Below are 18,328 nucleotides of genomic sequence, written 5' to 3' on the forward strand. Positions count from 1 at the left end.
AATGACCTCTTGATGTTGTTGTTGGTGAGTCACGCGCCACAAAAAAAAGCACAAAAAATGCAACCCGACCGGGTGCACTTTTTGTGCTTTATCGCAGCTATCGGGCCTGAAAAATACACGTCAGACCCGATCACTACGAGAATCAGGCCTCGGGCGCAGACGCAGCGGGCGCGGCAGGCCCGCCCTGTGCTTCGATGCCACCAATGGCCTTGATGGACAAACGCAGGCGGCCTTTGTCGTCGGCCTCGATGACCTTGACTTTAACAACCTGGCCCACTTTCAACACGTCGTTGATGTTGTTGATGCGATAGTTGGCGATTTCGGAGATGTGCAACAAACCATCGCGACCGGGCAATACCTGAACGATCGCACCAAAGTCGAGCAGGCGCAATACCGGACCTTCGTAGTCTTGACCCACTTCGACATCGGCAGTCAGCTCTTTGATGCGACGCTCGGCTTCGTGAGCACGATCGAGGTCAGCACTGGAGATCGTGATGGTGCCATCGTCGGAGATATCGATTTGCGTACCGGTTTCTTCGGTCAGTGCGCGAATGGTGGCCCCACCCTTACCGATGACGTCACGGATTTTCTCGGGGTTGATCTTGACCGAAATCATACGCGGCGCAAACGCCGACAACTCGGTGCGCGAGCCGTCGATGGCTTCTTGCATTTTGCCCAGAATATGCAAACGGCCTTCGCGCGCTTGTGCCAAAGCAACCTGCATGATTTCTTTCGTAATACCCTGGATTTTGATGTCCATTTGCAGCGCAGTAATACCATTCACGGTACCCGCTACTTTAAAGTCCATATCGCCCAGGTGGTCTTCGTCGCCCAAAATATCGGTGAGCACGGCGAACTTGCCGCCCTCTTTGATAAGCCCCATGGCTACACCGGCAACGTGCTCTTTAACAGGAACACCGGCATCCATCATGGCCAACGAACCACCGCAAACCGATGCCATGGACGACGAACCGTTGGATTCAGTGATCTCGGACACAATACGAATGGTGTACTGGAACTCGTCAGCGGCGGGCAGCGTAGAAATAAGCGAACGCTTGGCCAAACGACCGTGACCGATTTCGCGACGCTTGGGCACACCAAAACGGCCTGTTTCGCCTGTAGCGAACGGAGGCATGTTGTAGTGCAACATAAAGCGGTCGCGCGACTCGCCCATGATGGAGTCGATGATTTGTTCGTCTTGCTTGGTACCCAGCGTAGCAACAACCAGTGCCTGAGTTTCGCCACGAGTGAACAATGCGCTACCGTGGGCACGAGGAAGCACGCCCAAACGGATGCTGATCGGACGAACGGTACGCGTGTCACGGCCGTCGATACGGGGCTCGCCCGAAAGAATCTGACTACGAACAATGGCAGACTCAAGTTCGAACAGAATGTTCTCAACCTCGACAGCATCAGGAGCCGCTTCTTCTTTGGCTGTGGCATGCTCTTGAAGCTTGGCTTTGACGTTGGCGTACACATTGCGCACAGCTTCGGTACGCGCCTGTTTTTCGCGGATTTGATACGCGGCAGACAAGTCGTCGCCTGCTACAGCTTTCACGGCCGTAATAAGTGGCTCGTTCTTAGCTGCAGGCTGCCAATCCCATTCTGGCTTGCCGGCTTCGGCGACCAGATCGTGAATGGCATTGATGACGGTTTGCATTTGCTCATGACCGTAGACCACACCGCCCAACATGACATCTTCGGGCAGTTGCTTGGCTTCGGATTCGACCATCAGCACCGCCGCTTCGGTACCCGCAACAATCAGGTCCATGCTGGAGGACTTGAGCTGGGTGGTCGTGGGGTTGATAAGGTATTGGCCGTCGATGTAGCCGACGCGCGCAGCACCAATGGGGCCATTAAACGGAATGCCCGAAATAGCCAGTGCGGCGGACGCGCCGATCATGGCGGGGATATCGGGATCGACTTCGGGGTTGACCGACAACGTGTGGATGATGACCTGCACGTCGTTGTAGAAACCCTCGGGGAACAGGGGGCGCAACGGGCGGTCGATAAGACGCGATGTCAGTGTTTCTTTTTCGGAGGGCTTACCTTCGCGCTTGAAGAAACCGCCGGGAATGCGACCAGCAGCGTAGGTTTTTTCGACGTAATCGACAGTGAGTGGGAAAAAATCTTGACCGGGTTTGGCCTTTTTGGCCGCGACTACCGTTGCCAATACAACAGTGTCGTCAATCGAGACAACGACGGCGCCGCCGGCCTGACGGGCGATTTCGCCCGTTTCGAGAACCACGGTGTGCTGGCCGTATTGAAACGACTTGGTCACTTTATTGAACATTATTGACTATCCTTACAATTAAAAAACCGTGCGCACCACGATAGATTTCGTGGTGCGCACGGTTATACATTTGGGGAACCCGCCCCAGATATCACTTACGCAGACCGAGTTTTTCGATGAGCGAGCGATAAGCGTCGGGGTTGCGACCCTTCAGGTAATCGAGCAATTTACGGCGACGGCTGACCATGCGCAGCAGACCGCGGCGCGAGTGATGGTCTTTTTTGTGCTCTTTGAAGTGGCCGGTAAGTTCGTTGATGCGTGCGGTAAGCAGCGCGACCTGAACTTCTGGTGAACCAGTGTCGCCTTGAGCGCGTTGGAACTGAGAAACGATTTCTGATTTTTTGATTTCTGCTACAGACATACTAGACCTCGAAGACTGGCGACAGGGCCGAGGTGCCCTGACGTGAGATTAAAAGCAACAATGCAGTAGCCCGCCACAACGGCGAGCAAACGGCATTATACCGGATTCGGTAGAATTTGCAGATCAGCCAACATGCAGGAAAAGATATGCCCTACTACCGCGCGCAACCCGAAGCAGACACTTCCCCGACCAAGCACCCCTCGCGCACGAAGATAAGCGTGGGCCTTGCAAGCCAGGCAGCGGCAAAAACCAGCAACCGCCTCAGGCGGCCGATAGCCGATTGGCCACGTATATTCAAGACCGCCGGCGCTGCGCTCTTGCTTTCGGCGCTGACCGCCTGTGCAAACATTGCCAAAGTGCCACCCGGCACACCGGCAAACCAGGTTATCAGCCAGTTTGGCCAACCCACCTACACCTGCCCGCTTGATAACGGCGGCCAGCGCCTGATCTGGAGCATGCAGCCCTTTGGTCAGCAGGCATGGGGCACCAATACCGACGCCGAAGGGCGTGTGGGGCCTGTTGAGCAATTACTGACTGACGCCCACTTTCAGGTATTGAAATCGGGCGAATGGACACCTGAAAAACTGCTGTGCGAATTTGGGCCACCCGCCGAGAAAACCGGTGTTGGACTACCCTCTTCAATACAAATTGTCTGGAGCTGGCGTTATATGCAGGACGGTGTCTGGTACGCGATGATGCATGTGTACCTGGGCCGCGACGGCGAGCGCGTCACCCGATTCCACCCTGGCCCCGACCCTCGGTACGAGGGCGACCGGTTCTGGTGGTTTTAACGCCAACGTAATTTAGCTGTCTTGGGGGGTGTCGGTGCCGTCGGTGCGTCGGAAGCTGAGCTGGCGCGCCTTGCGTAGGCGCCATAAAAAGACGCCCCACCCAGATAGGCCGTAAATAACAAACAAGCCAAAAAGCACAAGCGGCGGATCGCTGGAGACAAACACAAACGCCGCCACCACGACCAAAATGACCCAAAACGGCACACTGCGCCCAAGCGCAAAAGACTTGCCGCTATAAAAAGGCAGGTTGGTCACCATGGCCACACCGGCATACACGGTTATGGCAAAGGCAACCCAGGCAATGGTAGCGTCTTCAAATTGAAATTTGTTGTCGACCGCTAACCACATAAAACCGGCCAGAAGGGCCGCCGCTGCCGGGCTGGGCAAACCCTGAAAGAAACGCTTGTCGACGACCGCAATATTGGTGTTAAAACGCGCCAGACGCAGTGCCGCCCCAACGACATAAATAAACGCTGCCAGCCAACCCCAACGCCCCAGGCCATTTAACGACCACTCGTAAAGAATAAGCGCGGGCGCAATGCCAAAAGACGTCATATCGGACAGCGAGTCGTATTGCTCGCCAAACGCCGATTGAGTGTTGGTCAGCCTGGCCACCCGACCATCCATGCCGTCGAACACCATTGCCAAAAAAATGGCAATTGCCGCCAGCTCGTACCGACCATTCATGGCCTGCACGATGGCATAAAAGCCGGCAAACAAATTAGCGGTGGTAAAGGCGTTGGGCAGCAAGTAAATACTGCGCCGGCGACGGGTTTCGTCGTTGAAAGAATTAGGCATATTCAGGTGTACGGTTAAATAGGCTGATCAGGCTGACCTGCCGCCTGCGCCCCCGGACAAAAACCGGGCACGCGAGGCGCAAACATAGCGCAATTACTGCTCGGGCAGTTCGGCCAATACGGTACTGGTCGCACTGACCTTGTCGCCAATAGAAACGCGCGGGCGCGAACCCAGCGGCAGGTAGACGTCGACACGCGAACCAAAGCGGATAAACCCGTAACGTTGGCCACTGTATAGTTGGTCGCCGGGCTTAGCGTAACAAAGAATGCGCTTGGCGACCAGACCTGCCACCTGCACCGCCGTTACCGTGTGTCCCGACGCCGTATGAATGACCATGGCATTGCGTTCGTTTTCGAGGGAAGCCTTTTCGAGCGCTGCGTTAACGAATTTGCCAGGAAAGTAATCGACCGACACCACCGCCCCATTAACGGGTGCGCGGTTGGAGTGCACATTGAACACATTCATGAACACACTGATTTTCAGGGCGCGACGCTGTGCATAGGTGTCGTCAACCTCTTCCACCGCCACAATTCGGCCATCAGCCGGGCTAAGTACATTATTGGCGCCATCAGGTGCCATACGCGCTGGATCGCGAAAAAACTGCAATACGAACAACGACAGCAGCCAGAATACAACGGATGCCCCCGGCGACCAGAACGTGACCAAAATGGAAATAACAACAATACCAGCCAGGAATGGCCAGCCTTCGCGCGCGATGATCGGATGTGGGTACGATGGTTTATGCATAAATTTATTTGAGACAAAAAAACGGCGGGGCCCGGTCCTGCAGCCTATTGTGCGACCTGACCCCGCCGGTTTTGTTAGAACTGCTTAGTTCTTGGACTGATCAACCAGCTTGTTAGCTGCAATCCAGGGCATCATGGCGCGCAATTTGCCGCCCACTTGCTCGATTTGCGATTCGGCGTTGATACGGCGACGCGAAATGAGCGTAGGTGCACCGGCCTGGTTTTCCAGGATGAAGCTCTTGGCGTATTCGCCGGTCTGGATGTCTTTCAGGCACTGACGCATGGCTTCTTTGGTGGCATCGGTCACGATACGGGGGCCGGTGACGTACTCACCGTACTCGGCGTTGTTCGAGATCGAGTAGTTCATGTTGGCAATGCCGCCTTCGTAGATCAGGTCGACGATGAGCTTGAGTTCGTGCAAGCACTCGAAGTAAGCCATTTCGGGGGCATAACCGGCCTCAACCAGCGTTTCGAAACCGGCCTTGATCAGCTCAACGGCGCCGCCGCACAAAACTGCCTGCTCACCGAACAAGTCGGTTTCAGTTTCTTCGCGGAAGTTGGTTTCGATGATACCGGCACGGCCGCTACCAATGGCGCTGGCATACGACAAAGCGATGTCGCGGGCAGAGCCGGATTTGTCTTGGTAAACGGCAACCAGTGCAGGTACGCCGCCGCCTTGGCGGTATGTGCCACGAACGGTGTGACCAGGCGCTTTAGGTGCAACCATGATGACGTCGACGTCGGCGCGAGGCTGAACCTGACCGTAGTGAACGTTGAAACCATGCGCGAAAGCCAGTGCTGCGCCGGGCTTGAGGTTGGCTTCGATCTGGGTACGATAGACTTCGGCGATGTTTTCATCGGGCAGAAGAATCATGACCAGGTCAGCGGTTTTAACCGCGTCGGCAACTTCAGCTACTTTCAGGCCAGCGTTTTCGGCTTTCGACCACGAAGCGCCACCTTTGCGCAGACCGACAACGACGTTGACCCCGGACTCGTGCAGGTTGAGTGCGTGGGCGTGGCCTTGCGAACCATAACCAATAATGGCGACCTGTTTGCCCTTAACCAGCGAGAGGTCACAATCTTTGTCGTAAAAAACTTTCATTTATAAGTGCTCCAAGCGTATGTTCTTGTAAACCGCGAAGTGCGCAGTTTATAGGATTTGAATAAATGGGTTAAACAACGGCCCCGACCAACACTGGCAAGGCCGCCGGAACAACATGACTACAATTTTAGAACACGTTCGCCGCGGCCAATGCCAGACACGCCGGTGCGAACGGTTTCAAGAATGGCGCTGCGATCGAGCGCGCCGATGAAGGCTTCGATTTTGCCTTGGTCGCCGGTGAGCTCGATAGTGTAGGCCTTGTCGGTAACATCGATGATGCGGCCGCGGAAAATATCGGCCATACGCTTGAGCTCATCGCGCTCTTTGCCCACAGCACGCACTTTGATAAGCATCAGCTCGCGCTCGATGTGCGGCCCTTCGGACAAATCGACGACCTTGACCACGTCAATCAGACGGTTAAGGTGCTTGGTGATCTGTTCGATGACCTCATCGGAACCTTGCGTAACAACTGTCATGCGAGACAGCGTTTCGTCTTCGGTTGGCGCAACGGTAAGCGTTTCGATGTTGTAACCACGGGCAGAGAACAGGCCCACTACACGAGACAACGCACCGGGTTCGTTTTCGAGAAGAATGGAAATTACATGTTTCATTGTTATGTCCTTACAGCTCTTCTGAACCCAGCAGCATTTCGGTCAGGCCGCGCCCGGCTTTTACCATGGGCCAAACGTTTTCAGTTTGGTCGGTAATGAAGTCGAGGAATACCAACCGGTCTTTGTACTTGGTAAAGGCCTCACGCAACGCCGGTTCGACGTCGGCAGGTTTGTCGGTACGAATACCCACGTGCCCATAGCTTTCGACCAGTTTGACGAAGTCGGGCAAGGCGTCGACATAAGACTCGGAGTAGCGCGAACCATAGTCGATTTGTTGCCACTGCCGCACCATACCCAGGTAACGGTTGTTTAGGCACAAAACCTTGGGCGTCAGGTGGTACTGTTTGCAGGTCGAGAGCTCCTGGATGTTCATCTGGATGGAGCCTTCGCCTGTAATGACAGCAACATCGCGCCCAGGGTTGGCCATTTGCGCACCCATGGCATAGGGCAAACCTACACCCATGGTGCCCAAACCACCCGAATTGATCCAGCGACGGGGTTCATTGAACCCGTAGTACTGGGCGGCCCACATTTGGTGCTGTCCGACATCGGAGGTAACGATGGCTTCGCCACCGGTCACTTCCCAGAGTTTTTGAACAACAAACTGAGGCTTGATGACGCTGGTAGAGTTCTTGAACTTGAGACACTCTTTGCCGCGCCAGGTTTGCACCTGTTTCCACCAGTCGGCCAAACGTGCCGGGTCGGTGCGCTCTTCGGCCACGGCCATTTGGGCATACATGGCGTTGAACTCTTGCAGTACGTCTTTGACGCTGCCGACAATAGGCACGTCAACCTTGACGCGCTTGGAAATGGACGACGGGTCGATATCAATATGAATGATTTTGCGCTGGTTTTGCGCAAAGTGCTTCGGGTTGCCAATAACACGATCATCGAAGCGCGCCCCAACCGCGACCAGAACGTCGCAGTTTTGCATGGCCATGTTAGCTTCGTAAGTACCGTGCATGCCCGGCATGCCCACGAATTTGTCGTCGGAGGCAGGGAATGCGCCCAACCCCATGAGGGTATTGGTACACGGCGCGCCCACCAGGTCAACCAGTTGACGCAGCTCGGGGGCAGCATCAGCCAGCACCACGCCACCGCCGGCGTAAATCATGGGGCGCTCGGCCGCCAGCAACATTTGCACGGCCTTTTTGATTTGCCCCTGATGCCCTTTGACAACAGGTGTATACGACCGCAAGGCGACTTCTTCGCGCTGCGCGGTGTACTTGCAGGTAGCCACGGTGACATCTTTGGGGATATCGACCAAGACAGGGCCAGGACGACCGGTTTTGGCAATGTAAAAGGCCTTGCGCATGGTGTCGGCCAGGTCTTTGACATCGCGCACCAAGAAATTATGTTTGACGCAGGGGCGGGTAATGCCGATGGCATCGCACTCCTGGAATGCGTCTTCGCCAATGACCGCGGTAGGCACTTGGCCACTGAGGATCACCATGGGAATGGAGTCCATGTAAGCGGTAGCAATACCCGTGACGGCGTTGGTCAGGCCCGGGCCGCTGGTAACCAGTGCGACGCCGATTTTGTTCGACGAACGCGAATAGGCGTCGGCTGCGTGCACGGCAGCCTGTTCGTGACGAACAAGGATGTGTTTGAAACTGTCTTGTTTATAAATTGCGTCGTAAATGTAAAGGACCGCGCCACCTGGATAACCGAAAATGTGATCAACACCTTGTTCGGCAAGGCAGCGTACGACGATGTCGGCGCCATTGAGTTCCATAGTAAATTAATTCCTTTCGTAACCGGCACTGACACCCCGACCGGCCATGACAGCCCGGGCTATACCGACTGCGGCAACATAATCTGGCGCTTTGTGATTCACGGAACCACGCCACCCAGACACCCTGCCGATTCGGCACACACCCATCGAGATGCAGTACGCGCATTCGGGTGAATGCAAGAGGTAGAAACGGAATGCGTTGACACACACGTTTGTGACGCGGCCAACAGCAAGTTGATTTAGGGCGCAAAAAACCGGGCGGGTACGCCGGCAAAGCAAAACCTTACACAATCGGCTAACGGTATTTAGCAGATTAATCGGCTAATTTACCGCGTTGCAGCATCAGAATCAAATCGAAGGCCCCAAAAGCGATCAAAATGCAACGCTTAATCTCTATACTAGACACTTTCGTTGTGCAATTGACACCAGAATGACCGCCACCTTGCCGCTGCTCCAACGTTTTTTTTACAGCCACTACTTTTTTGGCGGGCTGCGGCAAGCCACCGGCGTCATTATCCCGGCTTTATTCGCCGGGCTAGTGCTGGGCCAGTACGGCCTTGGCATGGTGGCCTCTATAGGCGCAGCCTGCGTTGCCGTCATCGACCAACCCGGCAGCCCCCGACGCTACAGCGTCAACACCATGCTGGGGGCCGTACTGCTGGGCACTGCCACTACCGTTGTTACCGGGCTTAGCGCATCGCACAGCACCCTCATCTGGTTTGTCATCCCGGCGTTGTGTTTTTTGTTTTCGATGTTTACGGTATATGGTCGCCAAGGCGGCCTGATGGGCTACGCCTGCCTGTTCATCATGACCCTGACCATGCGTGAAGCGCTTGAGCCGCACGAAGTGCTGATCCACTCGTTAAGCTCATTTGCGGGGGGGCTGTTTTACTTCTTGTTCAGTAGCGCCGTTCACCGCGTGTTCTGGCACCGAGAAGAACAACAAGCGCTCTCGGTCGCCCTATTCGCTACCGCCGACTACATTGACTCACGATCAAGGCTATATGACGTTACCCTTGACCTGGAGGACTCATACCGTCAATTAATGCGCACGCAGTCCGCCATGACAGAGAGCCAGCAGGCTGCACGCAACACGGTATTGCGCGAGTTGCCAACAGGCAAGTCAAGATCGGACCGACGGCGTTACGCTGCCCTGAATATCTTTATAGATATGGTAGCGTTACTCGACACGCTTGTGGCTACGCAGACCGACTACGCGACGCTCCACCGTTCCCTGCACGACAGCGACCTGCTGGTGTTTGCACGCGACGCGCTGCGAAAGCTGGCAAACAACACACGCCAAATCGCGCTGGATGTCGCCCGAGATCGGCCGGTAACCGAACGCAGTAGCGTCAAGGCAGAAATTCGCGCCATCGAATACGAACTTGAGCAGTATCGACAACAGGGGCTGGCCGACAACCAGCCCGAAGTCTATGCCTTGCTGGTACAAGTGCTTCGGCGCCTGCGTAATGCGACGCGCATCGTCGAGCGCATGACCGAACACACCCAGCCCAAACAATCGTTCGAACTGGTCGATATGCGGCTGGACAAAACGCTAGGCCGGTTTTTATCGCATAACGAATTACGGCTGGGCATGATCACCAGCAACCTGCGACTCGATTCACCCAGTTTCCGTTACTCGATTCGGGTGGCGATCGCAGCCACCCTGGCACTGGTTGTCGACGCTGTTCTTACGGCCATACTGGCATCGCGCCCCGACAGCGCGTCGATCGAAATTCATGGGTACTGGATTATTTTGACAACGGTCGTCGTCATGAAACCCGGCTATGCACTGACACGGCAGCGTAACCTTTTCCGTTTGGCGGGTACCTTCCTGGGCTGTGTGCTGGCCCTGGCCATGTTCAACCTAGAACCCAGCATCAACATTTACTTTACCGTGCTGGTCGCTGCGTGCATCTTGGGCTACAGCATGGTGCAGGTCAATTTCATGATGTCGGCCGCGTTGAACACGCTGTGCCTGATGTTGGCGTTCCATTTCCTGTCACCCGCCACCAACTTCCTGATCGGTGAGCGCCTGCTGGACACCGTGCTGGGCAGCGCGCTGGCACTGGGGTGCAGCTATATTTTGCCCTGGTGGGAACACAACTTTATGGGCTCGCTGGCGGCTGCGGCGAAAAACGCCAATGCCAAATTCTTCAGAGCCGGCATGCACTACGCCGATCTGAGCCGCAAGCTGATGCAAGCGACTGATCTTGACGAACCTGCGCGTCAAGCCCTTACCCGCGACGTTGAGGAAGCCGATGTCGCGTGGCGACTAACCCGTAAAAATGCCTACATTGCGCTGGGTAACTTTACAGCCGCGTTTTATCGCATGATGGCAGAGCCCGTGCGCCGCCAGCGCAATGTACCCGAGCTCAACCACCTGCTCATCCAGAACCATTTACTGGCCTCACAGATCAGCGCGGCAATCCCGTTACTGGCCCAACTGCACGATGTCCCCGAAGGGATACGGTTGTCGCTTGATGCAATCGAAGAATACCTGAACGACAAAGACGCCAACCCACCCCAATCAATTGAAACTGAAGGCGAGCTGGCGGCCTTGGCCTACCCGATGAAGCAAATGCTTAAAGCGACTCAGTTGATTCGACAAGAAATGCGGGCACTGACGCCAGGAACGGCATAGCCCGCTTTGCCTTACAAGTGTTCGAGCTTTTTAGGTTGCTTGCTGGCAAAGTACCAAATACCCGCCCCGATTTGCAGGGCAAGCAAAATGGTCCATGCGGCAATATGGGCTTGGGCTGGATACACGCCCACACTGATAGGCTCCCACAACTCCACAACCCAGCCTACGGCGTTCTGGAACAAGAAAATAAGGAAGAACACCAGCATATTAAAGCTGGTGCCCACCCGCCCCAGCGTATGGCGAGGAAAGGTTTCTACCAAGACAGCGTAAATAAGTGCACTGGTACCGCCCAGGAATCCATAAGTTACCCAGAAAAAGACACTTGGCAACGACACGTCGAGGAGAATCAGCGCCTCGATCAGCACGAACGAGGCCGACAGCGAACCGCAAAAATAGTAAAGACTGATGCCCCAGCGCTCAACCCGCCGGGCCACAAGCCCCGAAGCCGCGCTCCCGAACACGGCGGCAAACCCTATCAGCGACACAAGCCCATCGACAGTCGCACCGGGCAGCCCGTTGACATCAAGCAGATACGGCTTCACCCATAAAGACTGCACTGCATAGAAGGTGCCGGCAACAATAGACGGGAACAGCAGAATCTGCCAGAAGGCTCGCGTTCTGGCGATTTCCCAGGTACCACGAAGCTGGTCACCCATTGTGGGGCGCTTGCGATTATGCAACGGTGCTGTGTCGTGCGCACCAAACAGCAGGCACAGCGACACCATTACCGTCAGCGCAGCCAGCAAGAAACTGGCCGCACGCCATGTAATCACATCGAGCACTAGGGACAACGGCGTCCCCACCACTGCCCCGCCCAGCCCACCCAGCGCCACGACTGCCCCGTTGATCATGGGCAAACGGTGTGTGGGGAAGGTCAGTGCCATGGCCTGGAACGCCGCCCCCAGACAAACGGCCACGCCCACACCAATGACAAAGCGGCCCAACATCAGACCCCACATGGTGTCACTAAGCGCGAAAATCACCGAGCCAACAGCGGCCACCAGCACAAGCACCCCGTTAACCTTGCGCGGCCCCCAGGTATCAAGCGCAGCGCCCGCAGGTATCTGGGTTAACGCAAACCCCAAAAAATAAAAGCTGGTCAACAGACCAAGATCGGCAGCCGACAGCCCGATTTCTTCGATGAGAAAGCCCGAAAAGCCAATGTTGACGCCTCGATACAAGTACGAGACAAAATAGCCGAACGAGAAAAATAAAAAGATACGGGTTGAGTTGGTCATGACCTGCCTGCCGCTTAGCGTTCGGGGCGACGAAAAACCAGCTTCAAGTCGGAGGACGAATCGGCATGGAAAGCATAGCCCTCGGCGTCAAAACCTTTGAGCTTTGCAGAATCGGTGATCTGATTCTCGATGATGTAGCGGGCCATCAAGCCACGGGCGCGCTTGGCATGAAAACTGATGACTTTCCAGCTACCGTTTTTCTCGTCCTGGAAAACACATTGCACGATGCGGGCTTTAAGTGTTTTCTGATCGACCGATTTGAAATACTCTTCAGATGCAAGGTTGACGATCGTATCGGCACCCTGTTCAGCCAGGCGCGCGTTAAGATACTTGGCGATTTCGCTGCCCCAGTAGTCGTACAAGTTCCTGCCTTTTTCAGTCGCCAGGCGTGTGCCCATTTCCAGGCGGTAAGGTTGCATCAGGTCGAGTGGACGCAAGACACCATAAAGACCGCTCAAGATAGCCACATGCTGCTGCGCCCAATCGAGCTGGCCTTCATTCAGCGTAGGGGCTTCAAGGCCCTCGTATACATCGCCGTTGAACGCCAGCACAGCTTGGCGCGAATTGGTTTGCGTAAATTTTGGTGTCCAGGCTGCATAGCGCTCGACGTTAAGACTAGCCAAGTTATCGCTCAGGCTCATCAAACCGGCAATTTCAGAAGCCGACTTTTGTTTGAGTACATCGATGAGCCCCTGGGCCTGCTCTACAAATAAAGGCTGCGTATGCTTTGTTGTACGCACCGGCGAGTCGTAATCAAGTTTTTTGGCGGGTGACAGAAGAACTAACATGTTTAAAAACGTTCCTGATCGCAAAAATTGAATAGATAGTTTGGTAATGGCGACGCCGGCGCGAAGCGCCGACGCATTGGCACGCCAAAGTCAACAGTCGCGGAGGTTAACGGGCCGTCCAGCCGCCGTCCATGGAAAGGCTGGTCCCAGTCATTTGCTCGGCGGCATCGGACGCCAGAAACACTGCAGCGGCGCCAAGCTGTTTTGGGGTCACGAACTGCAACGAGGGTTGCTTCTCGCCCAGCAGGTCTTTGGCGGCAGTTTCTATGTCGGTACCGTTTTTCTCGGCCAACGCCTCGATTTGGCGTTCAACAAGTGGAGTACGCACCCAGCCCGGGCAAATGGCATTGGCGGTAATGCCATTGCCGGCGTTTTCAAGTGCCGTGACTTTTGTCAGGCCGACCACCCCATGCTTGGCAGCCACATAGGCAGACTTTTGCGGCGACGCAACCAGGCCATGCGCCGATGCGATATTAATGATGCGCCCCCACCCCTGGCGCTTCATGTACGGCAGCGCGGCCGCAGTGCCATGAAACACCGCCGAGAGATTCAGGGCAATAATCGCATCCCATCGATCGACGGGGAAATTTTCAATAAGATCGGTATGCTGAATGCCGGCGTTATTGACGAGGATATCCAGTCCCCCGCCCAGTACGGTTGCCGCATCATCAATGAATTTTCGGGTCGCCGCGGCCTGCGAAAGGTCGGCAGCAATGTAGTAGGCCTTGACGGCAAACTCAAGCTCGATATTGACACGGGCCTGCTCGATCTCGTGCGCATCACCAAACCCATTGATGACAATATCGGCGCCGTTGGACGCCAATTCGCGTGCTATGGCCAAACCAATTCCGCTGGTAGACCCTGTTACAACGGCGCGTTTACCTGTCAGCATGCAACCCCCTTGATTTTGGATTTTGAACTTAAAGTCGTACTGTATTCTATAAAACTTAATCAGTGCACTGCGCAAATCAGATAAACCTTCGCACAACCTGCAAATTTCTCAGCGCAAAGCCCTGGCACCGTGCAAAAAATAAATACCTCTGTTAGAATTGCGGACTTGCTGGTAACGACCGCAACACGGACAGGTGGCAGAGTGGTCGAATGTACCTGACTCGAAATCAGGCGTACGTGCAAGCGTACCGTGGGTTCGAATCCCACCCTGTCCGCCAAGCAGTCTATATTTAAGCGCCCCCCGGGGCGCTTTTTTATTTGGTCTCTTCTCTTGGCAGCAAAAGTCGAGCCCCACCAGCCGACTTACGCCAAACTTTGCTTGACCTTTCCTGACCTTTTCCTGAAACTTGGCTTATGTAGGCTTGGTACGTTCTAACGACTTGCCTAAAGCGGCTTTAAATAGAATATTACTATCAAGTTTATTTAAATAATAAACTTTACTAATATTGAAGCCTGCTTAACAATGGTCCTTGTATCAACGCACGATAACTCGTAACGCAACACAGGAGCGCGACATGGAAAGTAACCAGACAAAAGCAGGCCAATGCCCGGTAATGCACGGCGGCAATACCGCCTCAAGCCAAGGGCCCATGGCCTGGTGGCCCGAAGCCCTGAACCTCGACATCTTGCACCAGCATGACAGCAAGACCAATCCGCTAGCCGGTTTCAATTACCGCGAGGCCGTGAAATCTCTCGATGTCGACGCGCTCAAAAAAGATCTGGCCGAACTGATGACCAGCAGCCAACCCTGGTGGCCTGCCGACTGGGGGCACTACGGTGGCCTGATGATTCGCATGGCATGGCACGCTGCCGGCACCTACCGTGTTGCCGATGGTCGAGGCGGTGCGGGCACAGGTAACCAACGCTTTGCCCCGCTCAATTCCTGGCCCGACAATGGCAACCTCGACAAGGCGCGTCGCTTGCTTTGGCCGATCAAGAAAAAATATGGCAACAAAATCAGCTGGGCCGATCTTATTGTTTTGGCCGGCAATGTCGCCTACGAATCAATGGGCTTCAAAACGTTTGGCTTTGCCTTCGGCCGGGAAGACATCTGGCACCCAGAAAAGGATATCTACTGGGGCTCCGAGAAAGAATGGCTGGCCAAGAGCGGCGGCGAAGGCAGCCGGTACAGCGGTGAACGCGACCTGGAAAACCCGCTGGCCGCAGTAATGATGGGGCTGATCTACGTCAACCCCGAAGGCGTTGACGGCAACCCCGACCCACTGAAAACAGCCCAAGACATGCGCGTGACGTTTGAACGCATGGCCATGAATGACGAAGAAACCGTTGCCCTGACTGCCGGCGGCCATACCGTGGGCAAGGCGCACGGCAATGGCAACGCCGCCAACCTTGGCCCCGCCCCGGAAGGCACCGACGTTGAAGAACAAGGGCTGGGCTGGATGAACCACAAAACACGCGGCATTGGTCGCGACACAGTGACCAGCGGGGTTGAAGGCGCCTGGACTACCCACCCGACAAAATGGGACGCCGGTTACTTCCAAATGCTACTCAAGCATGATTGGGAACAGACAAAAAGCCCGGCCGGCGCCTGGCAGTGGAAACCCGTAAGCATCAAAGAGGAAGACATGCCCGTCGATGTCGAAGATCCATCGATCCGCTGCATGCCCATGATGACTGACGCCGACATGGCCCTGAAAATGGATCCTGAATACCGCAAAATTTCCGAACGTTTTGCAGCTGACCAGGCCTATTTCGAAGATGTTTTCGCTCGCGCCTGGTTCAAGCTGACCCACCGCGACATGGGCCCTAAAGCACGCTACATTGGCCCCGAAGTGCCTGCCGAAGACTTGATCTGGCAAGATCCGGTACCTGCCGGCAATGCAAAGTATGACGTCGCTGCCGTCAAGGCAAAAATTATCGCCGCCGGCTTAAGCGTCAGCGATATGGTATCTACCGCCTGGGACAGCGCACGTACTTTCCGTGGTTCAGACTATCGTGGCGGCGCTAACGGCGCACGCATCCGACTGGCCCCGCAAAAGGACTGGGAAGGTAACGAACCTGCACGCCTGGCTAAGGTCTTGAAAGTTTATGAGCAGATCGCAAACGAGACGGGCGCCAGCGTGGCCGACGTCATTGTGCTGGCGGGCAACGTGGGTATCGAGCAAGCGGCTAAAGCGGCGGGTGTTTCGGTTAGCGTGCCATTTGCGCCGGGTCGTGGCGACGCAACACAAGAACAAACCGACGTCGATTCCTTCGAAGTGCTGGAGCCCCTGGCCGACGGCTTCCGTAATTGGCAAAAAGCCCATTATGTCGTCAAACCCGAAGAGCTGCTTCTGGACCGCGCCCAACTGATGGGCCTGACCGCATCAGAAATGACGGTGTTGGTTGGCGGTATGCGTGTCTTGGGCACCAATTACGGCGGTGCGGGCCATGGCGTGTTTACCGATCGTGTCGGTGCGTTAACCAACGACTTTTTCGTGAACCTGACCGACATGAACTATAGCTGGAAGCCGACCGGCAGGAACAGCTACGATATTGTCGATCGCGCCAGCGGCGCCACCAAGTGGACCGCCACACGTGTCGATCTGGTATTCGGTTCGAACTCTATTTTGCGCGCTTACGCCGAAGTGTACGCCCAAGACGATAACCGCGAAAAATTCGTCAACGACTTCGTTGCCGCTTGGACAAAGGTAATGAACGCCGACCGTTTCGACCTGCAGTAAGCAGCCCATGCAGCCGGTAGCTGACAACAGTCGGCTACCGGCTGTTCAAATTGATAAGCTGAATATTCCTGTTTCGGGAATTAATGTTTGCAGTACCGTTGCTATTGGCTGTCACAAAAAGCGAGTACAGTCGTCACCTACATAAACAATTAAACAGGGTGATTTAAAAGCATGGCCTTTGTAGTAACCGAAAGTTGTATTGCCTGCAAGTACACCGACTGCGTCAGTGTCTGCCCCATGGAATGTTTTTTCGAGGGGCCTAATTTCATGGTTATCAACCCCGACGAATGTATTGATTGCTCGATTTGTGTCGGCCAATGTCCCGTAGGTGCCATTGTCGAGGCCAGCGAAATCGCGCCCGACCAGGCGCATTTTGTGCAACTGAACCGTGACCTATCTCACGACCCGCGCTGGAAGCGCATTACACAAGCCAAGCCACCATTGCCGGAGCATGAGGTCTGGGCCGCTGCAAAAAACAAGCTTCATCTGCTAAAGCAGCAAATCGAAACCTAGCAAAAACACCCATCGCCAGCCGTACCTTTGCCCGATAGAATGGGCCGGTCAACCCGACAAAATATCGGCCAGGCAATATTTATGGGTTCATCTCCAAATTTCATGACGTTACTGCGGCACCCGCAACATATTGTGGGTGAAGTCGACGTTGGGCCGGCCCTGCCCAGCAGCGTGTCTTTGGCCAGGCACCGTGCCAAAGCGCATACGTTCAAACGCGGCATTACCTCCGATGTCCTGATTATTGCTCAGCAAAACATCAATGCAACGTCGGTAATGTTTGACCTGGGGTTTGGTCCAAACGAGCACTTCTGCCCGTCGACATCGCCGGTATATATCGTGCCCGCCGAAGCAAATGCACAATGGACGCTCAATGGCGAGTCGCAGTGTGTTTACCTCGCGCTACCCGCGCAAGACGTAACTCAACTATTCGAAGCCTTTGGCGTCACGGCACCTGCCGAGCACTTGTGGCGGCTAGCAGGTCGCGGCTTTGACGAACGCCTGGTGCACGAGCTTGTACTTCGGTTATGGCAAGAGGTCTCTAATGTGGGGCCGACGCCTTTGCTGGAAAGCAGCTGCCGCGTCGCCTTACTACATACCCTGGCACGCCGGTTTCAGCGTGAACCGACTCCGGCCGCAAAAACAACACCCAAACTCGAACGCCGTTTACTGAACCGGGTACTAGAGGCTATTCATGCCCTGCCTCCAGAGGGGGTATCCGTCGAGCGGCTGGCGCAAATCGCCGGGCTCAGCCCGTTTCATTTCAGCAGGCTATTTCAGAACAGCACGGGTCGCACGCCCTACCGGTATTACGATGAACTACGTTTTCAGCGCGCTTGCGACCTTTTAACCGGGACATCGGCATCCATAGGCGATATCGGGGGGCAGTTAGGCTTTGCCAACCCAAGTCAGTTCACTCGTGCCTTCAGCCGGCACGCCGGCTGCTCTCCCCGCCGGTATCGAACACAGCAAGGTTTTCGATGTCATTGACCGGGGCTGTCAGGCCCCGTCCTTCTTTATATCGGCGCCCTCCCCCACAAGCCACTTAAATAACCAGCAAGGGGGAGGGTTGACAC

Annotated in this window: 15 protein-coding genes and 1 tRNA gene; 6 read left to right on the forward strand and 10 right to left on the reverse strand. The window is 55.4% G+C overall.

Features of this window, described 5'->3' with window-relative positions; translation table 11 throughout:
• Positions 1–142: 142 nt before the first annotated feature.
• Entirely contained in the window at positions 143–2,293 is a 2,151-nt protein-coding gene (gene pnp / locus PuT2_RS00935; RefSeq protein WP_093969152.1) for a polyribonucleotide nucleotidyltransferase, read from the reverse strand.
• 91 nt (positions 2,294–2,384) lie between these two features.
• Entirely contained in the window at positions 2,385–2,654 is a 270-nt protein-coding gene (gene rpsO, locus PuT2_RS00940) for a 30S ribosomal protein S15 (protein WP_093969153.1), read from the reverse strand.
• A 146-nt stretch (positions 2,655–2,800) separates the two neighbouring features.
• On the opposite strand from rpsO, the gene PuT2_RS00945 reads away from it, so the two are divergent.
• The gene (locus PuT2_RS00945; RefSeq protein ID WP_371596179.1) at positions 2,801–3,445 is read left to right on the forward strand and encodes a hypothetical protein; all 645 of its coding nucleotides are present in this window, start codon (positions 2,801–2,803) and stop codon (positions 3,443–3,445) included.
• Between the two features lie 12 nt (positions 3,446–3,457).
• Here the strand turns inward: PuT2_RS00945 and pssA are convergent, their stop codons facing one another.
• From pssA to PuT2_RS00970, 5 genes are all read right to left on the reverse strand, one after another.
• A complete protein-coding gene (gene pssA, locus PuT2_RS00950) occupies positions 3,458–4,243 on the reverse strand; it encodes a CDP-diacylglycerol--serine O-phosphatidyltransferase (protein WP_093969154.1) in 786 nt (261 codons plus the stop codon).
• A 93-nt stretch (positions 4,244–4,336) separates the two neighbouring features.
• A complete protein-coding gene (locus PuT2_RS00955; protein ID WP_093969155.1) occupies positions 4,337–4,990 on the reverse strand; it encodes a phosphatidylserine decarboxylase in 654 nt (217 codons plus the stop codon).
• A gap of 84 nt (positions 4,991–5,074) precedes the next feature.
• Entirely contained in the window at positions 5,075–6,091 is a 1,017-nt protein-coding gene (ilvC, locus tag PuT2_RS00960) for a ketol-acid reductoisomerase (RefSeq protein WP_093969156.1), read from the reverse strand.
• 119 nt (positions 6,092–6,210) lie between these two features.
• The gene (gene ilvN, locus PuT2_RS00965; protein WP_093969157.1) at positions 6,211–6,702 is read right to left on the reverse strand and encodes an acetolactate synthase small subunit; all 492 of its coding nucleotides are present in this window, start codon (positions 6,700–6,702) and stop codon (positions 6,211–6,213) included.
• Between the two features lie 10 nt (positions 6,703–6,712).
• On the reverse strand, positions 6,713–8,437 hold the full coding sequence (locus PuT2_RS00970) for an acetolactate synthase 3 catalytic subunit (RefSeq protein WP_093969158.1): 1,725 nt from the start codon (positions 8,435–8,437) through the stop codon (positions 6,713–6,715).
• A 430-nt stretch (positions 8,438–8,867) separates the two neighbouring features.
• Between PuT2_RS00970 and PuT2_RS00975 the strand changes: the two genes are divergently transcribed.
• Positions 8,868–11,081 carry an FUSC family membrane protein gene (locus tag PuT2_RS00975; RefSeq protein ID WP_093969159.1) on the forward strand — a complete coding sequence of 738 codons (2,214 nt, stop codon included), beginning with the start codon at positions 8,868–8,870 and terminating at the stop codon, positions 11,079–11,081.
• 11 nt (positions 11,082–11,092) lie between these two features.
• Here the strand turns inward: PuT2_RS00975 and PuT2_RS00980 are convergent, their stop codons facing one another.
• The 3 genes from PuT2_RS00980 to PuT2_RS00990 form a co-directional block, all read right to left on the reverse strand.
• Entirely contained in the window at positions 11,093–12,319 is a 1,227-nt protein-coding gene (locus tag PuT2_RS00980) for an MFS transporter (RefSeq protein WP_093969160.1), read from the reverse strand.
• 14 nt (positions 12,320–12,333) lie between these two features.
• Positions 12,334–13,107 carry a peroxide stress protein YaaA gene (gene yaaA / locus PuT2_RS00985; protein ID WP_093969161.1) on the reverse strand — a complete coding sequence of 258 codons (774 nt, stop codon included), beginning with the start codon at positions 13,105–13,107 and terminating at the stop codon, positions 12,334–12,336.
• Positions 13,108–13,213: 106 nt separating this feature from the next.
• Positions 13,214–13,999, reverse strand: a complete 786-nt coding sequence (locus tag PuT2_RS00990; RefSeq protein WP_093969162.1) for a 3-hydroxybutyrate dehydrogenase — start codon at positions 13,997–13,999, stop codon at positions 13,214–13,216.
• Positions 14,000–14,186: 187 nt separating this feature from the next.
• Between PuT2_RS00990 and PuT2_RS00995 the strand changes: the two genes are divergently transcribed.
• From PuT2_RS00995 to PuT2_RS01010, 4 genes are all read left to right on the forward strand, one after another.
• Positions 14,187–14,276 (forward strand) — tRNA-Ser (locus tag PuT2_RS00995).
• Positions 14,277–14,573: 297 nt separating this feature from the next.
• Positions 14,574–16,742 carry a catalase/peroxidase HPI gene (katG, locus tag PuT2_RS01000; RefSeq protein WP_093969163.1) on the forward strand — a complete coding sequence of 723 codons (2,169 nt, stop codon included), beginning with the start codon at positions 14,574–14,576 and terminating at the stop codon, positions 16,740–16,742.
• A gap of 171 nt (positions 16,743–16,913) precedes the next feature.
• A complete protein-coding gene (fdxA, locus tag PuT2_RS01005) occupies positions 16,914–17,255 on the forward strand; it encodes a ferredoxin FdxA (protein WP_093969164.1) in 342 nt (113 codons plus the stop codon).
• Positions 17,256–17,336: 81 nt separating this feature from the next.
• Complete coding sequence (locus PuT2_RS01010) at positions 17,337–18,242, forward strand: AraC family transcriptional regulator (protein WP_158213991.1); 906 nt, start codon at positions 17,337–17,339, stop codon at positions 18,240–18,242.
• Positions 18,243–18,328 lie beyond the last annotated feature (86 nt).

Source organism: Pusillimonas sp. T2, from assembly GCF_002236805.1.
Classification (GTDB): Bacteria; Pseudomonadota; Gammaproteobacteria; order Burkholderiales; family Burkholderiaceae_B; genus Neopusillimonas.

Excerpts from the sequence above, each read along its gene's own strand:
- pnp (WP_093969152.1), bottom strand. The coding sequence starts at position 2,293 with ATGTTCAATAAAGTGACCAAGTCGTTTCAATACGGCCAGCACACCGTG.
- rpsO (WP_093969153.1), bottom strand. The coding sequence starts at position 2,654 with ATGTCTGTAGCAGAAATCAAAAAATCAGAAATCGTTTCTCAGTTCCAA.
- PuT2_RS00945 (WP_371596179.1), top strand. The coding sequence starts at position 2,801 with ATGCCCTACTACCGCGCGCAACCCGAAGCAGACACTTCCCCGACCAAG.
- pssA (WP_093969154.1), bottom strand. The coding sequence starts at position 4,243 with ATGCCTAATTCTTTCAACGACGAAACCCGTCGCCGGCGCAGTATTTAC.
- PuT2_RS00955 (WP_093969155.1), bottom strand. The coding sequence starts at position 4,990 with ATGCATAAACCATCGTACCCACATCCGATCATCGCGCGCGAAGGCTGG.
- ilvC (WP_093969156.1), bottom strand. The coding sequence starts at position 6,091 with ATGAAAGTTTTTTACGACAAAGATTGTGACCTCTCGCTGGTTAAGGGC.
- ilvN (WP_093969157.1), bottom strand. The coding sequence starts at position 6,702 with ATGAAACATGTAATTTCCATTCTTCTCGAAAACGAACCCGGTGCGTTG.
- PuT2_RS00970 (WP_093969158.1), bottom strand. The coding sequence starts at position 8,437 with ATGGAACTCAATGGCGCCGACATCGTCGTACGCTGCCTTGCCGAACAA.
- PuT2_RS00975 (WP_093969159.1), top strand. The coding sequence starts at position 8,868 with ATGACCGCCACCTTGCCGCTGCTCCAACGTTTTTTTTACAGCCACTAC.
- PuT2_RS00980 (WP_093969160.1), bottom strand. The coding sequence starts at position 12,319 with ATGACCAACTCAACCCGTATCTTTTTATTTTTCTCGTTCGGCTATTTT.
- yaaA (WP_093969161.1), bottom strand. The coding sequence starts at position 13,107 with ATGTTAGTTCTTCTGTCACCCGCCAAAAAACTTGATTACGACTCGCCG.
- PuT2_RS00990 (WP_093969162.1), bottom strand. The coding sequence starts at position 13,999 with ATGCTGACAGGTAAACGCGCCGTTGTAACAGGGTCTACCAGCGGAATT.
- katG (WP_093969163.1), top strand. The coding sequence starts at position 14,574 with ATGGAAAGTAACCAGACAAAAGCAGGCCAATGCCCGGTAATGCACGGC.
- fdxA (WP_093969164.1), top strand. The coding sequence starts at position 16,914 with ATGGCCTTTGTAGTAACCGAAAGTTGTATTGCCTGCAAGTACACCGAC.
- PuT2_RS01010 (WP_158213991.1), top strand. The coding sequence starts at position 17,337 with ATGGGTTCATCTCCAAATTTCATGACGTTACTGCGGCACCCGCAACAT.